We start from the raw sequence: 13930 nt of genomic DNA on the forward strand, positions 1-13930 counted from the left end.
GGCCAAGGCCCGCTCTACAAGGGGAACCCGGTCAGGGCAACTGGAACCCCGCCTCGCGCAGCAGGCGCGACAGCGCGATCAGCGGCAGGCCGATCAAGGCGGTCGGATCCTGCGAGTCGATGGCCTCGAACAGGGTGATGCCCAGTCCCTCGCTCTTGAAACTGCCGGCGCAGTCGAACGGCTGCTCGGCGTCCACATAGCGTTCGATTTCCTCCGCCGACAGCTGGCGGAACCGTACCGTGGTCACGTCGCTGGCCTCATGCCGGTTCTGGTCCCGCAGCAGGCACAGCGCGGTGTGGAAACGGATGGCCCGGCCGGACATCGCGGTCAGCTGGGCGATGGCCGCCTCGCGGTGGCCGGGCTTGCCGATGGCCTGGCCGTCCACCTCGGCCACCTGGTCGGCCCCGATCACCCAGGCCTCGGGGTGGTGGGCGGCAATCGCAGCGGCCTTGAGACTGGCCAGCCGGGCCGCCAGGGCCGCCGGCGCCTCGTCCGGGCCGGTCGTCTCATCCACGTCCGGGCGGGCCACATGGAAGGGCAAACGCAGCCGTTCCAGCAGTTCGCGGCGGTAACGGGAGGTCGAGGCGAGCAGCAGGGGCATCGTGGCGGGCCTGGAGGAGGGGCGGGCAGTCTGCCGAGCGGGGCCGCGTCCGGCAATCCCTTATCCTGTGACGATTGACCAGGTTTGACAGCTCGGCGCGCAGTCCTTAACATTCAGCGGCTTATGTCCGCGAATACGCCCGAGATGTTGGATGCTTGGCGCATGGTCGCGGCACGGCGCAGTTTTGAAGGTCGCCTGCCGCTGTCGTCCATGACGCGCTTGCAGGGTCTGCTGAACGATACCGATGGCGAAGCACGCTACACGATCGAATTCGATCAAGACGCGCTGCGGGTGCCTTACGTGGAGTTGAGGATCGAGGCGCAGTTGCCGCTGGTGTGCCAGCGCAGCCTGCAACGATTCCTGCTTCCGGTCAGTCTCGTGCAGCGGCTGGGCCTGGTGCGCGACGAGGCCGACGAGGCCGCGTTGCCCCCGGACTACGAAGCGCTGCTGGTGCCGGAGGACGGCATGCTGCACCCGGCGGATCTGGTGGAGGACGAACTGGTCCTCGCCGTTCCGGTGGTTCCGGTCAATCCGGAATCGGACGCGGTGGAACGTGACTGGCCGGCGCAGGAAGAAGAATTGGCAAAGGCCAACCCGTTCGCGGCGCTGGCCTCGCTGAAAAAGAACTAGCCGCTTCGGCGGTCTGGCAATACGAATCGCAGATTCATTTCAAGGTTTATAGCTGGAGCAATCCCATGGCTGTGCAGAAATCCCGAGTCACCCCGTCCCGCCGTGGTCAGCGCCGTTCGCACGACGCCCTGACCGCCAAGCAGCTGTCCACCGATCCGACCTCCGGTGAGACCCACCTGCGTCACCACGTGACCGCCGACGGCTACTACCGCGGCAAGAAGGTCATCGCGACCAAGACCTCGGCCGTCGAAGAAGATTGATGCGCTCCCGGCGCGTCCGCTTAATCGCGGACGCGCCCGCCATCATCGTCGTGGTATCCAGGGCCCCGTTGCGGGCCAGCAACGGGAGCAGGCATGAGCCAGCAATCCAACGGGCGTATTTACGCGCGTATCGCCGGAACCGGCAGCTACCTGCCTGAGAAGGTCCTGACCAACGACGACCTGGCCAAGCTGGTCGACACCAGCGACGAATGGATTCAGACCCGCACCGGCATCCGCGAGCGCCACATCGCCGCGGAAGGCCAGACCGCGGGCGATCTCGGCTACCAGGCCGCCCTGCGCGCGCTGGAAGCCGCGGGCGTCGAGGCCTCCGAGATCGACATGATCGTGGTGGGCACCACCACCCCCGATCTGATTTTCCCGTCCACCGCCTGCCTCATCCAGGCCCGCCTGGGCGCCGAAGGCTGCGCCGCGATGGACGTCAACGCCGCCTGCTCGGGCTTCCTGTACGCCCTGAGCGTGGCCGACAAGTTCATCCGTTCCGGTGACGTCAAGACCGCCCTGGTCATCGGCACCGAAACCCTCAGCCGCATCGTCGACTGGACCGAGCGCACCACCTGCGTACTGTTCGGCGATGGCGCCGGCGCCGCCGTGCTCAAGGCCGACACCGAAACCGGCATCCTCAGCACCCACCTGCATGCCGACGGCAGCAAGAAGGAACTGCTGTGGAACCCGGTCGGCGTGTCCGCCGGTTTCGACAACAATGCGCCGAACAACGGCAGCCGCATCCACATGAAGGGCAACGACGTGTTCAAGTACGCCGTCAAGGCGCTGGACTCGGTCGTGGACGAAACCCTGGAAGCCAACGGCCTGGACAAGCACGATCTGGACTGGCTGATTCCGCACCAGGCCAACCTGCGCATCATCGAGGCGACCGCCAAGCGCCTGGAGATGTCGATGGACAACGTCATCGTCACCGTCGACAAGCACGGCAACACCTCCTCCGGCTCGGTGCCGCTGGCGCTGGACGAAGCGATTCGCTCCGGTCGCGTGCAGCGCGGCCAGCTGGTGCTGCTGGAAGCCTTCGGCGGCGGTTTCACCTGGGGCTCGGCGCTGCTGCGTTACTGATCGCAGGCGACGTTCTCATCCGCGATATCGCAAGGGGCGCTCTTCGGAGCGCCTTTTGTTTTCGGGGAGAGGCAAGTCGCCGTGCGCGGAAACACCGCGTCATCTCGCACCCTGTCGCGCGTGTGTCGCATCCGCGAATTCGCCATCGTTACAAGCGGGCGAGGTGGCCGTCATCGAGTGACGTCATTGGGTGCGCAGGGCTCGCGCAGGAAGCTCGCGACTGACGTCGCTCCCACAGGGAGGCGTGTGGGTGGGGGCGGTTCCGGAGGCGCGGGGCGGGGCGCGCAATACGCCTGGGTACAGACAATCCGGCGCTTTCGCACGTATCATCCCCGCTCGTTTTTTTTCACCGGACCCCCGCGTGACCTCCACCCCGCTCGCATTCGTTTTCCCCGGCCAGGGCTCGCAGTCGCTCGGCATGCTGGCCGAACTGTCGGAGCTGCATCCGATCGTGCGCGAAGCGTTCGCCGAGGCCTCCGATGGCGCCGGCGTGGATCTGTGGGCGCTCTCGCAGGGCGGCCCGGAAGAAATGCTCAACCGCACCGAATACACCCAGCCGGCGCTGCTCGCCGCGGGCGTGGCGGTGTGGCGCGCGTGGCAGCAGCAGGACGGTGCCCAACCGGCCGTGCTCGCCGGCCACAGCCTGGGTGAATACACCGCGCTGGTCGCCGCCGGCGCGCTGTCGCTGCGCGATGGCGCGCACCTGGTGCGCCTGCGCGGCCAGCTGATGCAGGAAGCCGCGCCCGAAGGCGTCGGCGCGATGGCCGCCGTGCTCGGCGCCGAGGATGCCGTGGTCGCCGAAGTCTGCGAACAGGCCTCCAACTCGCGCGTGGTCGTGCCGGCCAACTACAACTCGCCCGGACAGATCGTGATCGGCGGCGACACCGAAGCCGTGGAACGCGCCATCGCCCTGCTGGGCGAGCGCGGCGTGCGCAAGGTGGTCAAGCTGGCCGTCAGCGTGCCCTCGCACACCCCTTTGATGCGCGAAGCCGCCAACCGCCTGGCCGAGGTCATGGCCGGACTGAGCTGGCATACCCCGGCGCTGCCGGTGGTGCAGAATGTCGACGCGCGGGTGCATGCGGATCTGGACGGCCTGCGCGATGCGCTGGTGCGCCAGCTCTACCTGCCGGTGCGCTGGACCGAATGCGTGCAGGCGCTGGCCGGGCAGGGCGTCGTCCGGGTGGCCGAATGCGGCCCCGGCAAGGTGCTGACCGGCCTGGTCAAGCGCATCGACAAGGCGCTGGACGCGCGCGCCATCGGCGGCGTTGGCGACTTCCAGGCCGCGCTGGCGGACTGGGCCGCCTGAGCCCCGCCGACCCATCCTTCCGGCGCGCGCACCGCGCGCGCCCCTGATTCCGAGGACCCCGCAATGAGCAAACCCCTGCAAGGCGAAATCGCCCTCGTCACCGGCGCCAGCCGCGGCATCGGCGCGGCCATCGCCGATGAGCTCGCCGCCCAGGGCGCGACCGTCATCGGCACCGCCACCACCGCCGGCGGCGCGCAAGCCATCGGCGAGCGCCTGGCCGAGCGCGGCGGCCACGGCCGCGAACTCAACGTCACCGACGCGGCCGCCGTCGAGGCGCTGATCGAGGACATCGCCAAGCAGTTCGGTCCGGTCTCGATCCTGGTCAACAACGCCGGCATCACCCGCGACAACCTGCTCATGCGCATGAAGGACGAGGACTGGCAGGCCATCCTCGACACCAACCTCACCAGCGTCTACCGCACCTCCAAGGCGGTGATGCGCGGCATGATGAAGGCGCGCAAGGGCCGCATCGTCAACATCGCCTCGGTCATCGGCGTCACCGGCAACGCGGGGCAGGCCAACTACGCCGCCGCCAAGGCCGGCATCATCGCCTTCTCCAAGTCGCTGGCCAAGGAAATCGGCAGCCGCGGCGTCACCGTCAATGTGGTCGCGCCCGGCTTCATCGACACCGACATGACCAAGTCGCTGCCGGAAGACGCCAAGAACGCCATGCTCGGCCAGATCGCGCTCGGACGCTTCGGCGAACCGGCCGACATCGCCCGCGCGGTCGCGTTCCTGGCCGGCCCCTCGGCCGGCTACATCACCGGCGAGACCTTGCACGTCAACGGCGGCATGTACATGCCGTAACAAAAAATAGCGGTAAGTGGTTGATTTGGTGACGGATCCGGGCATCTGCCCGCCGCCGCCGGTTTCCACTACACTATCCCCCGGTTTGCCATCGCCAAGCGTGGCAATATCAACTAGTCACCCAATCTCCGTCTGGAGCGATATCCAATGAGCAGCATCGAAGAACGCGTCAAGAAAATCGTCGTCGAACAACTCGGCGTGAAGGAAGAAGAAGTCACCAACAGCGCATCGTTCGTCGATGACCTGGGCGCCGACTCGCTGGACACCGTTGAACTGGTGATGGCGCTGGAAGAAGAGTTCGAGTGCGAAATTCCGGACGAAGAAGCCGAAAAGATCACTTCGGTGCAGCAGGCCATCGACTACGTCAAGGCCCACGTCAAGGCGTAAGCCCGGCGTTCTGAAGTCTTCGTGTCGGGGCCNCCCCGCGCGTGTCCGGGGTTGCACCGCCCGGCAAGCAAAACGGGCGTACCGAAACAAATGCATTTGAGGAGCGTGTTATGAGCCGGCGTCGCGTCGTCATTACGGGAATGGGTTTGGTGTCGCCGCTGGGCAACGACATGGCCACCAGCTGGGATGGCATCGTCAACGGCCGTTCCGGCATCGGTCCGGTCACCTCGTTCGATGTTTCGGCCTACACCACCCAGATCGCGGGTGAAATCCGCAACTTCGATCCCACCACCTTCGTCTCCGCCAAGGACGCGAAGAAGATGGATCCGTTCATCCACTACGGCATCGCCGCCTCGTTCATGGCGCTGGATGATTCCGGACTGGAAATCACCGAAGCCAACGGCGAGCGCATCGGCGCCATCATCGGCTCGGGCATCGGCGGCATCCACGGCATCGAGGAACAGACCATCAAGCTGCACGAAGGCGGCCCGCGCAAGGTCTCGCCGTTCTACGTGCCCAGCACCATCATCAACATGCTGCCCGGCCAGCTGTCGATCCTGAAGGGCATCAAGGGCCCGAGTTTCTCGGTCGTCTCGGCCTGCGCCACCTCCAACCACTCCATCGGCGTGGCCATGCGCGCCATCCAGTACGGCGATGCCGACGTGATGGTCGCCGGCGGCGCCGAACTCGGCTCCTCGCCGACCTCCATGGCCGGCTTCTGCACCATGAAGGCCATGTCCACCCGCAATGACGACCCCACCCGCGCTTCGCGCCCGTGGGATCGCGATCGCGACGGCTTCGTGCTGGGCGACGGCGCCGGCGTGCTGATCCTGGAAGAGTACGAACACGCCAAGGCGCGCGGCGCGCGCATCTACGCGGAACTGGCCGGCTTCGGCGCCAGCTCCGACGCCCACCACATGACCGCCCCCAGCGAAAACGGCGAAGGCCCGGCCCGCTGCCTGGTCGCGGCCATGAAGGACGCCGGCATCACCGCCGAACAGGTCGAATACCTCAACGCGCACGGCACCTCCACCCCGCAGGGCGACCTCGCCGAAACCCTGGCCATCAAGCGCGCGCTGGGCGACCACGCGTACAAGATCATGGTCAGCTCCACCAAGTCGATGACCGGCCACCTGCTGGGCGCCGCCGGCGGCGCGGAAGCCATCTTCTCCGTGCTGGCGATCCACCACGGCATCATTCCGCCGACCATCAACCTGGACAACCCGAGCGAAGGCTGCGACCTGGACTACGTCCCGCACACCGCGCGCGAGAAGAAAATTGACATCGCGGTGTCCAATGGTTTCGGCTTCGGCGGAACGAACGGCACGCTGGTGTTCAAGCGGATCTGACGCCGGGTGATGTTGCGCGATATACGAAACCCCTCGCTGGAAGGCGAGGGGTTTTTGTTTGTCTCGCAGGAAAAGCGCCCCCATCCGCCCTGTCGGGCACCTTCCCCCGCGTTGCGGGGGAAGGGACTTTCGTTTGAGCTCGCGGGAAAATTGATACATCACCCTTCCCCCGCTTGCGGGGGAAGGTGCCCGAAGGGCGGATGGGGGCAACCCCGCAATGCCAGAACCCCCACCACATCCGGCACAATGCGCATTGCTTCCCCGCGCCCCCGCAAGACGATGATCGAAACCCGCGCGCTGTTCCCCGACACCGATCTGCTGGCCCTGCACCGGCGCGATCCAGCGCGCTATCCGGTGCTGCTGGAATCGGTCGCCTCCGGCACCGTGCAGGGACGCTGGGACCTGTTGCTGATGGCCGCCGAAGGCGAGGGCTTCACCCTGCATCACGACGGCCGCGTGCGCGACTTGCATGGCGCGCCGCAGGACGCCAATTTCCTCGACACCCTCGACGCCCACTGGCAAGCCGCGCGCATCGATCGCGAGGAACCGCGCTGGCCGTTCCGTGGTGGCTGGGCCTTGCTGCTGGCCTACGAACTGGCCGGCGAAGTCGAACCCGTCCTGCAACTGCCCCCGCGCGATGACGACGCGCGCATGCCCATCGCCGTCGCCCTGCGTTGCCCCGCCGCGATCCTGCGTGATCGCGGCACCGGCGACTGCGTGGCGATCGCCGAACAGGGCCACGCCGCATTGCTCGAACGCATCGCCGCCGACCTCGCGTCACCCGCACCGGCATTGCCCGCCTGGCATCCGCCGCTGCGCATCGACGAGGACGCCCCCGAACGCTTCACCGACGGCGTCGTCCGCATCCTCGACTACCTCGCCGCCGGCGACGTCTTCCAGGTCAACCTCTCGCGCGCCTGGAAGGCGTGGTTCGACGACACCCTGGAACCTTCAACGCTGTACGCGCGCCTGCGCACCGCCAATCCCGCGCCGTTCGCCGGCCTGTTCGCAGGGCAGGGCTGGGCCGTGGTCAGCTCCTCGCCCGAACGCCTCGTCTCCGTGCGCGGCGACGTGGTCGAAACCCGCCCCATCGCTGGCACCCGCCCGCGCTTTCCCGGCGACGATGACGCCGCCCGCATCCGCGAACTCGTCGGCCATCCCAAGGAACGCGCCGAACACGTCATGCTCATCGATCTGGAACGCAACGACCTGGGCCGCGTCTGCCTGCCCGGCAGCGTGCAGGTCGACGAACTGATGACGGTCGAAAGCTACGCCCACGTCCACCACATCGTCAGCAACGTGCGCGGCCACCTAAAACCCGACGCCACGCCCGGCCAGGTCATCCGCGCCACCTTTCCCGGCGGCACCATCACCGGCTGCCCCAAGGTGCGCTGCATGCAGATCATCGCCGAACTCGAACAGGTCGCCCGCGGCGCCTACACCGGCGCCTTCGGCTGGCTCAACCGCGACGGCGACCTGGACCTCAACATCCTCATCCGCAGCGCCGAAGTCCTCCCGCGCGCCGGTGGCACCGAAGTCCGCTTCCGCACCGGCGCCGGCATCGTCGCCGACTCCATCCCCGACCGCGAACTCGACGAAACCCGCGCCAAGGCCCGCGGCGTCCTCAAAGCCCTCGAAACCTGATCCCAAACGAAAGTCCCTTCCCCCGCCAGCCGGGGAAGGTGCCCGAAGGGCGGATGGGGGCACGCTTTTCCCCACGCCCCCACCCCCACCTGTCAACCCATCGCCCCCTTAACACCGAGCGGTTATCCTCCCCAGCTTCCGTCCCACTCCGAGACCTACGTGGCTTCAGGTTGCAAAAGCGGCTGCCGCAACATCGTCATCGTCCTGATTCTGCTGCTGCTGGCCGCGGCCGCCGGCGGCGCCTGGCTGTACCAGCGCTACCACGGCTTCGCCGATGAACCGCTCACCGGCCTCAAGGGCGATCAGGTCATCGAAGTCGCCAGCGGCGACGCCTTCGGCACCGTCCTGCGCAAGCTGCGCGACCAGGGCGTGACCGACGGCCAGAACATCGAATGGCAACTGCTCGCCCGCGAACTCGACGCCGCCGGCAAGCTCAAGGTCGGCGAATACGCTCTGCAACCCGGCACCACCCCGCGCGACCTGCTTACCCGCATGCGCGACGGCAAGACCGTGCAATACCGCTTCACCATCGTGGAAGGCTGGAACATCCGCCAACTGCGCAACGCGCTGAAAGCCGCCACCCCGCTCAAGCAGGAAACCGCCCAGCTCGACGACGCCGCGCTGATGAAGGCGCTCGGCCACGCCGGCCAGCACCCCGAAGGCCGCTTCCTGCCCGAGACCTACGTCTACACCCGCCGCGAAACCGACCTCGACGTACTCAAGCGCGCCTATGACGCCATGGACAAGGCGCTCGCCAGCGCCTGGGCCGAACGCGACCCGCAGGCGCCGCTGGCCTCGCCGGAGGAAGCGCTCATCCTGGCCTCCATCGTCGAAAAGGAAACCGGCATCGCCTCCGAGCGCCCGGCCATCGCCGGCGTGTTCGCCCGCCGCCTGAAAATCGGCATGCGCCTGCAGACCGATCCCACCGTCATCTATGGCCTGGGCAGCGGCTACGACGGCAACATCCGCAAGCGCGACCTGCTGGCCGACACGCCCTACAACACCTACACCCGCGCCGGCCTGCCGCCCACGCCCATCGCCATGCCCGGCGTGGACGCCCTGCGCGCGGCGGTCAAGCCCGAAGCCGGCGACGCGCTGTACTTCGTCGCCGTCGGCGATGGCAGCGGCAAGCACGTGTTCTCCGCCTCGCTGGACCAGCACAACGCCGCCGTCGCCCGTTACCTCGTCACCCGCCGGGAGACCCTCGACAAGGCGGCGCAACCATGACCCAGTCTGTCCTCAGCCACCCGCACTTCATCAGCCTGGAAGGCGGCGAGGGCGCCGGCAAGACCAGCGCCATCACCGCCCTGCGCGATCTGTTGCAGGCGCGCGGCCACGAAGTCGTGCTCACCCGCGAACCCGGCGGCACCCCGCTGGCCGAGCGCATCCGCGAACTCGTCCTCAACCCGCGTGACGAACCGCTGCACGCCGATACCGAACTGCTGCTGGTGTTCGCCGCCCGCGCCCAGCACGTGCGCCAGGTCATCCGCCCGGCGCTGCAACGCGGCGCCTTCGTCGTCAGCGATCGCTTCACCGATTCCAGCTACGCCTACCAGGGCGCCGGCCGCGGCCTGGACGCGCGCTGGATTGCCGAACTGGAACGCCAGGCCGTCGGCATCAAGCCCGGCCTGACCCTGCTGCTGGATCTGGACGTGCGCGAAGGCCGCGCCCGCGCCGCCGGCCGCGATCTCTGGCCCGATCGCATCGAAAGCGAACAGGACGACTTCTTCGAACGCGTGCGCCAGGGCTTCCGCCAGCGCGCCGTCGAGGAACCGCAGCGCTTCCGCCTGATCGACGCCAGCCAGACCCCGGCCCAGGTCGGCGCCGCCGTGCGCGACGCCCTCTGGCAATGGCTGGAAACCCTCGAAACCCTGGAATGATGTGGAAGTGACCCCGGAATGACCGAGTTCTCGCCCTGGCAGCAACGCGCCTACGACCACGCCGTCGCCGCCCTGGACGGTGGCCGCATGGGCCACGGCCTGCTCATCTGCGGACCGGCCGGACTGGGCAAGCGCGCCGTCGCCGAACGGCTGGCCTTGCATGTGTTGTCCGGTGGCAATGCCGCGCAGGCCCAACGCGCCGCCGCGCTGATGGCCGCTGGCACCCATCCGGATTTGCAGGTGGTGTCCTTTGGCTTGACCAAGGATGGCACCAAGCTGCGCACCGAGATTGTCATCGACCAGATTCGCGACCTCTCGCAGAAGCTCGCGCTCACCCCGCAATACGGCAGCGCCCAGGTCGCCCTCATCGACCCGGCCGACGCCATCAACCGCTCGGCCTGCAACGCCCTGCTCAAGACCCTGGAAGAACCCGCGCCCGGCCGCTACCTGTGGCTGCTCAGCGCCCAACCCGCGCGCCTGCCGGCCACCATCCGCAGCCGCTGCCAGCGGCTGGAATTCCGCCTGCCGCCGCGCGCCGAGGCACTGGAGTGGCTGCAAGGGCAGGGCCACACCGCCGCCGCCGCGCAGGAAGCCCTGGACGCCGCCCGCGGCCATCCCGGCCTGGCCGACCAGTGGCTGCGCGAGGACGGCCTGGCCCTGCGCAAGCAGGTCGCCAGCGACCTGGACAAGCTCGCCCGCGGCCAGCTGGGCGTGGTGGAAACCGCGCAGAAGTGGGCCAACGACGAGCTGGCCGACGCCCGCCTGCGCCACGCCGCCGATCTGGCCCTGGCCCGCGCCAGCGACGCCGGCTTGACCGACACCGCCCGATTGACCAAGCTGGCCGCGTGGTTCGACGCCGCCAACCGGACAAGGGATTTGCTGCGTACCACCGTCCGGGGGGATCTGGCGGTGGCCGAACTGCTGCTGCTGTGGACGCGACAGATGGGCGAACCGCGCCCCACCCGCGCCGCACGCGGCTGACGTCACAAGGAGCAAGGGGACACCGATGAACACACCCGCCGCCACCGGTCGCCAGGGCATCCTGTCGCTCGCCGTCAAGGACAAGGCCGCCCTCTACAACGCCTACATGCCCTTCATGAAGGGCGGCGGCATCTTCGTCCCCACGCCCAAGCGCTACTTCCTGGGCGACGAAGTCTTCCTCCTGCTCACCCTCCCCGAATCCACCGAACGCCTGCCCGTCGCCGGCAAAGTGGTGTGGGTGACCCCCGCCGGCGCCCAGGGCGCCCGCACCGCCGGCATCGGCGTGCAATTCCCCGACAACAGCGATGGCGAAGCCATCAAGAACCGCATCGAGACCATCCTGGCCGGCACGCTGAACGCGGACAAGCCGACGCATACGATGTAGTAAGGGAAGCGGGTATTCGCTTAGGGAGGAGCGATGGGGCAAAAAAAAGAGAGTCGCCAGGTACGGTCAGTATCGGGCTGGGAAACTGTTGTGCCAGACAAAAAGGACGCCGTCGTGCTAGCAAAGTTAAAAGCGATTGTAACTAGAACCGAGGGTATCGCCAGTGAAGGGGATCTCAGGCTTCACTTGGTTTCTAGTGTACGTCTCATTTTACAGCAGGCAGTGTATGGGCTTTTCGAGTGGGCCTGCTCTCGACCAAGTAGTGACGCGGTGGTGTTTCCGGCTGAAAGCTACAAATCAATTTTGGAGCCTACAGATGGAACTCTTATTGATTCACTTGAATCAATAGTAATTATCTGCGAAAAGTTGGGCTGGCTGGGAGTGTCAAGAGATCTCTTTGCACCAGTAGCAGATGGTAGGCCTTGCAGAGAAATCTGCCCCGAAGGCGACTTGACTGTGTCTGGCTTACTGCGAGGTCTCGTTCGTCTTCGTAATGATGGCGCGGAAGGACATGGGTTGGTCGGTGGATATAACCGTGAGGCGGAGATAGATTGCCTCAAGGTCGTCGTCGAAGTTCTTGAAGCGTATATGCCGCGCGCGGTGACAGATACGGATCTTGAGATAGGGCCGGAAGGAATGACGATTCGTCTTAAGTTCCTAAGGTTGATTTCTGGATTTCCGTTGCTAATAAGAAAGATATCGAGCGCGCCGCGAAACAGACTTCGCGTTGAAGTGCAGTATCACGATGCCAAAGGGCTGAAGAAGTCAGCAAGATTTGAAGCGGATAACGCATTCATGAAGGTAACAGAATCATCTGTTCCTAAACTCGAGATCTGGAATAATTCGTGGTCCCCATATTTTTATTTTCCGGAAAGGACGACGGATTCTTTCGCGGGGAGAACGCACGAGCAGACCATGCTCGCCGACTGGTTTGACGATGAAGATTCTAGGGTTTGTTTGATATTCGGAGACGGTGGGGTTGGGAAGACAACTCTTGTTCTCGAGTTCATACATAGAGTGCTCGAAGAAGATCCGGATATTTCGGCTAGCTGGAAGCCAAAGTTAGTCACGTTTTATACGGCAAAGAAATGGCAATGGGGACTGAATGGACTAGAACTTATTAAGTCTGGGCAGCCCTACCTGTTGGGGCTGTTGGCGAACCTGTATGTTCTCCTTGTCGGAAAATATCCGGAAAGTGATTTCTACAAAATGGACGTTGCCAAGGCCGCTATGTTTATGCAGCAGGTAATGCGAAATGAGCTTAGCCTTGGTCGCGGCGATCACCTCATTGTCATTGACAACTCTGAAACACTAATAACGACGGATAAGGATGTTGAAGATCTCGGTCGAGAGATAAAGGAAATTGGTCGCCGGGTCGGTCGAGTGATAGTTACTTCTAGACGTCGTGAGGTGATGGAGGCTGCTCCGATACCTGTTGCGGCGCTAAAGCCGCTGGAGGCTGTTTCGTTCATCAAGCAGCGTGCGTTGAAGCTGGGTATAAAATTTTTCGGAAAGGTCGAGGATAAAGATCTTCTTACTCTTGTTAACGATCTCGAATGTAGGCCAATAGTTCTTGAAGCGTTTTGCCAAGCGTTGTCGGATAAAGCTACAGGCGGAGTATCGCAGGCGAAGGCGCGTGTCACTTCGATGTTGCGTCAGGATTTGGGGGACTTTCTATTTGCCGATGCGTGGGCTCGCTATTCAAAGAGCATAAAAAGATTGCTCCTGTTGCTCGTCAACGTGGCGGATGTTCATGATGCTAAATCACTCGCTCTTTGTGCTGAGGCCGCCGCTGTTTCATTGCAGAGTGCGGAGGAAGCCCTTGAGGAGTCGAGTGGTATCGCGTCGGTCGTGCGAAGCGGCGGTGGATTCGAGGTCAGCTTCTCGTCCAGTTTCCTAGAGTTCTCTAAAGGAAAGTTTGTCGAAATTGATGGTCGTCAAAGTCCGTCCGCAGATGAAATCAGCTCGGTAAGATATCAGTACGCAAAGTACATGCGTGCTATTCAGACGATAACTGGTGACCGAATTGCGTCAGCTTTTAGAGTGCCTGCAGCGAAGGCGGCATACCAAGCAAGAAGGGAAGGAGACCTTCCTGAGGCGCTTAGGCTGTATCAGCAGGCCGTTGTTACCGATCAAGACAATGGTTGGTTATTTGATAGGTTTGCCTACTTTTTGTTCCACGATATACGTGACTATGAAGCGGCGTTGCTAAAAGCGCAGCGGGCAACCGAGCTGCTACCTGATGAGGGCGAGGTTTGGTTGACGCGTGGGATTATTGAGTCGCGACTTGGTCTCTACCGGCAATGTGAGGTTTCTATCGCTCGGGCTGACAGGTTGGGCATCGATAGGGATCGCTGTGCAATACAACTTGCATGGGCGTACCTAAAGGCAAAGCCAGCGCTCCTGAATTTAGCCAGGAAGCGAATTGATTACCTCAAACAGTCTTTGACCAGCCAGCCGAGAAGTGGCCGAGCATGGATCGAAACGGAGCGGCTTATTTCTAGGTTGAAATTTCTAGAAGAAAAAGGCCGAAATGTCAGGGGATGAAATTTTCACATTCAGGCTAACTTGTTTCAATGTTAGTCGACTCCAACCACACCCTGTAGCAGACTCC

14 protein-coding genes are annotated in these 13930 nt (G+C 64.5%); 13 read left to right on the forward strand and 1 reads right to left on the reverse strand.

Annotated elements, in window-relative coordinates; all coding sequences use genetic code 11:
• Positions 1-31: 31 nt before the first annotated feature.
• Entirely contained in the window at positions 32-601 is a 570-nt protein-coding gene (locus ACTJI2_RS00965) for a Maf family protein (RefSeq protein ID WP_440840775.1), read from the reverse strand.
• Between the two features lie 123 nt (positions 602-724).
• Between ACTJI2_RS00965 and ACTJI2_RS00970 the strand changes: the two genes are divergently transcribed.
• The 13 genes from ACTJI2_RS00970 (at position 725) to ACTJI2_RS01030 (ending at position 13863) form a co-directional block, all read left to right on the forward strand.
• On the forward strand, positions 725-1231 hold the full coding sequence (locus ACTJI2_RS00970; RefSeq protein ID WP_183637643.1) for a YceD family protein: 507 nt from the start codon (positions 725-727) through the stop codon (positions 1229-1231).
• 65 nt (positions 1232-1296) lie between these two features.
• On the forward strand, positions 1297-1491 hold the full coding sequence (gene rpmF, locus ACTJI2_RS00975) for a 50S ribosomal protein L32 (protein ID WP_097119893.1): 195 nt from the start codon (positions 1297-1299) through the stop codon (positions 1489-1491).
• A 93-nt stretch (positions 1492-1584) separates the two neighbouring features.
• Positions 1585-2577, forward strand: a complete 993-nt coding sequence (locus ACTJI2_RS00980; RefSeq protein WP_183637640.1) for a beta-ketoacyl-ACP synthase III — start codon at positions 1585-1587, stop codon at positions 2575-2577.
• Positions 2578-2938: 361 nt separating this feature from the next.
• A complete protein-coding gene (gene fabD, locus ACTJI2_RS00985; RefSeq protein WP_440840776.1) occupies positions 2939-3883 on the forward strand; it encodes an ACP S-malonyltransferase in 945 nt (314 codons plus the stop codon).
• 63 nt (positions 3884-3946) lie between these two features.
• Positions 3947-4690: a 3-oxoacyl-ACP reductase FabG gene (gene fabG / locus ACTJI2_RS00990; protein WP_183637634.1), complete on the forward strand. Its 744-nt coding sequence runs from the start codon at positions 3947-3949 to the stop codon at positions 4688-4690.
• A 147-nt stretch (positions 4691-4837) separates the two neighbouring features.
• On the forward strand, positions 4838-5077 hold the full coding sequence (acpP, locus tag ACTJI2_RS00995) for an acyl carrier protein (RefSeq protein ID WP_093297108.1): 240 nt from the start codon (positions 4838-4840) through the stop codon (positions 5075-5077).
• 110 nt (positions 5078-5187) lie between these two features.
• Positions 5188-6426 carry a beta-ketoacyl-ACP synthase II gene (fabF, locus tag ACTJI2_RS01000; RefSeq protein WP_183637631.1) on the forward strand — a complete coding sequence of 413 codons (1239 nt, stop codon included), beginning with the start codon at positions 5188-5190 and terminating at the stop codon, positions 6424-6426.
• A gap of 279 nt (positions 6427-6705) precedes the next feature.
• Entirely contained in the window at positions 6706-8070 is a 1365-nt protein-coding gene (locus ACTJI2_RS01005) for an aminodeoxychorismate synthase component I (protein WP_440840777.1), read from the forward strand.
• Between the two features lie 159 nt (positions 8071-8229).
• Complete coding sequence (mltG, locus tag ACTJI2_RS01010) at positions 8230-9297, forward strand: endolytic transglycosylase MltG (protein ID WP_328805195.1); 1068 nt, start codon at positions 8230-8232, stop codon at positions 9295-9297.
• Positions 9294-9950 carry a dTMP kinase gene (tmk, locus tag ACTJI2_RS01015; RefSeq protein WP_440840778.1) on the forward strand — a complete coding sequence of 219 codons (657 nt, stop codon included), beginning with the start codon at positions 9294-9296 and terminating at the stop codon, positions 9948-9950. Before mltG ends, tmk begins: the two co-directional genes overlap by 4 nt.
• A gap of 18 nt (positions 9951-9968) precedes the next feature.
• The gene (locus ACTJI2_RS01020) at positions 9969-10931 is read left to right on the forward strand and encodes a DNA polymerase III subunit delta' (protein ID WP_141456309.1); all 963 of its coding nucleotides are present in this window, start codon (positions 9969-9971) and stop codon (positions 10929-10931) included.
• Positions 10932-10956: 25 nt separating this feature from the next.
• Entirely contained in the window at positions 10957-11316 is a 360-nt protein-coding gene (locus tag ACTJI2_RS01025) for a PilZ domain-containing protein (RefSeq protein ID WP_141456310.1), read from the forward strand.
• Between the two features lie 33 nt (positions 11317-11349).
• Positions 11350-13863 (forward strand): hypothetical protein, encoded by a 2514-nt coding sequence (locus ACTJI2_RS01030; RefSeq protein ID WP_440840780.1) that lies wholly within the window; start codon positions 11350-11352, stop codon positions 13861-13863.
• Positions 13864-13930 lie beyond the last annotated feature (67 nt).

It is taken from the genome of Pseudoxanthomonas sp. 22568, assembly GCF_052044485.1.
Classification (GTDB): domain Bacteria; phylum Pseudomonadota; class Gammaproteobacteria; order Xanthomonadales; family Xanthomonadaceae; genus Pseudoxanthomonas_A; species Pseudoxanthomonas_A beigongshangi.

Coding starts and splice junctions, on each gene's coding strand:
- ACTJI2_RS01005 (WP_440840777.1), top strand. CDS start 6,706: ATGATCGAAACCCGCGCGCTGTTCCCCGACACCGATCTGCTGGCCCTG.
- fabG (WP_183637634.1), top strand. CDS start 3,947: ATGAGCAAACCCCTGCAAGGCGAAATCGCCCTCGTCACCGGCGCCAGC.
- ACTJI2_RS01020 (WP_141456309.1), top strand. CDS start 9,969: ATGACCGAGTTCTCGCCCTGGCAGCAACGCGCCTACGACCACGCCGTC.
- fabF (WP_183637631.1), top strand. CDS start 5,188: ATGAGCCGGCGTCGCGTCGTCATTACGGGAATGGGTTTGGTGTCGCCG.
- rpmF (WP_097119893.1), top strand. CDS start 1,297: ATGGCTGTGCAGAAATCCCGAGTCACCCCGTCCCGCCGTGGTCAGCGC.
- ACTJI2_RS00965 (WP_440840775.1), bottom strand. CDS start 601: ATGCCCCTGCTGCTCGCCTCGACCTCCCGTTACCGCCGCGAACTGCTG.
- ACTJI2_RS01025 (WP_141456310.1), top strand. CDS start 10,957: ATGAACACACCCGCCGCCACCGGTCGCCAGGGCATCCTGTCGCTCGCC.
- ACTJI2_RS01030 (WP_440840780.1), top strand. CDS start 11,350: ATGGGGCAAAAAAAAGAGAGTCGCCAGGTACGGTCAGTATCGGGCTGG.
- ACTJI2_RS00980 (WP_183637640.1), top strand. CDS start 1,585: ATGAGCCAGCAATCCAACGGGCGTATTTACGCGCGTATCGCCGGAACC.
- tmk (WP_440840778.1), top strand. CDS start 9,294: ATGACCCAGTCTGTCCTCAGCCACCCGCACTTCATCAGCCTGGAAGGC.
- acpP (WP_093297108.1), top strand. CDS start 4,838: ATGAGCAGCATCGAAGAACGCGTCAAGAAAATCGTCGTCGAACAACTC.
- ACTJI2_RS00970 (WP_183637643.1), top strand. CDS start 725: ATGTCCGCGAATACGCCCGAGATGTTGGATGCTTGGCGCATGGTCGCG.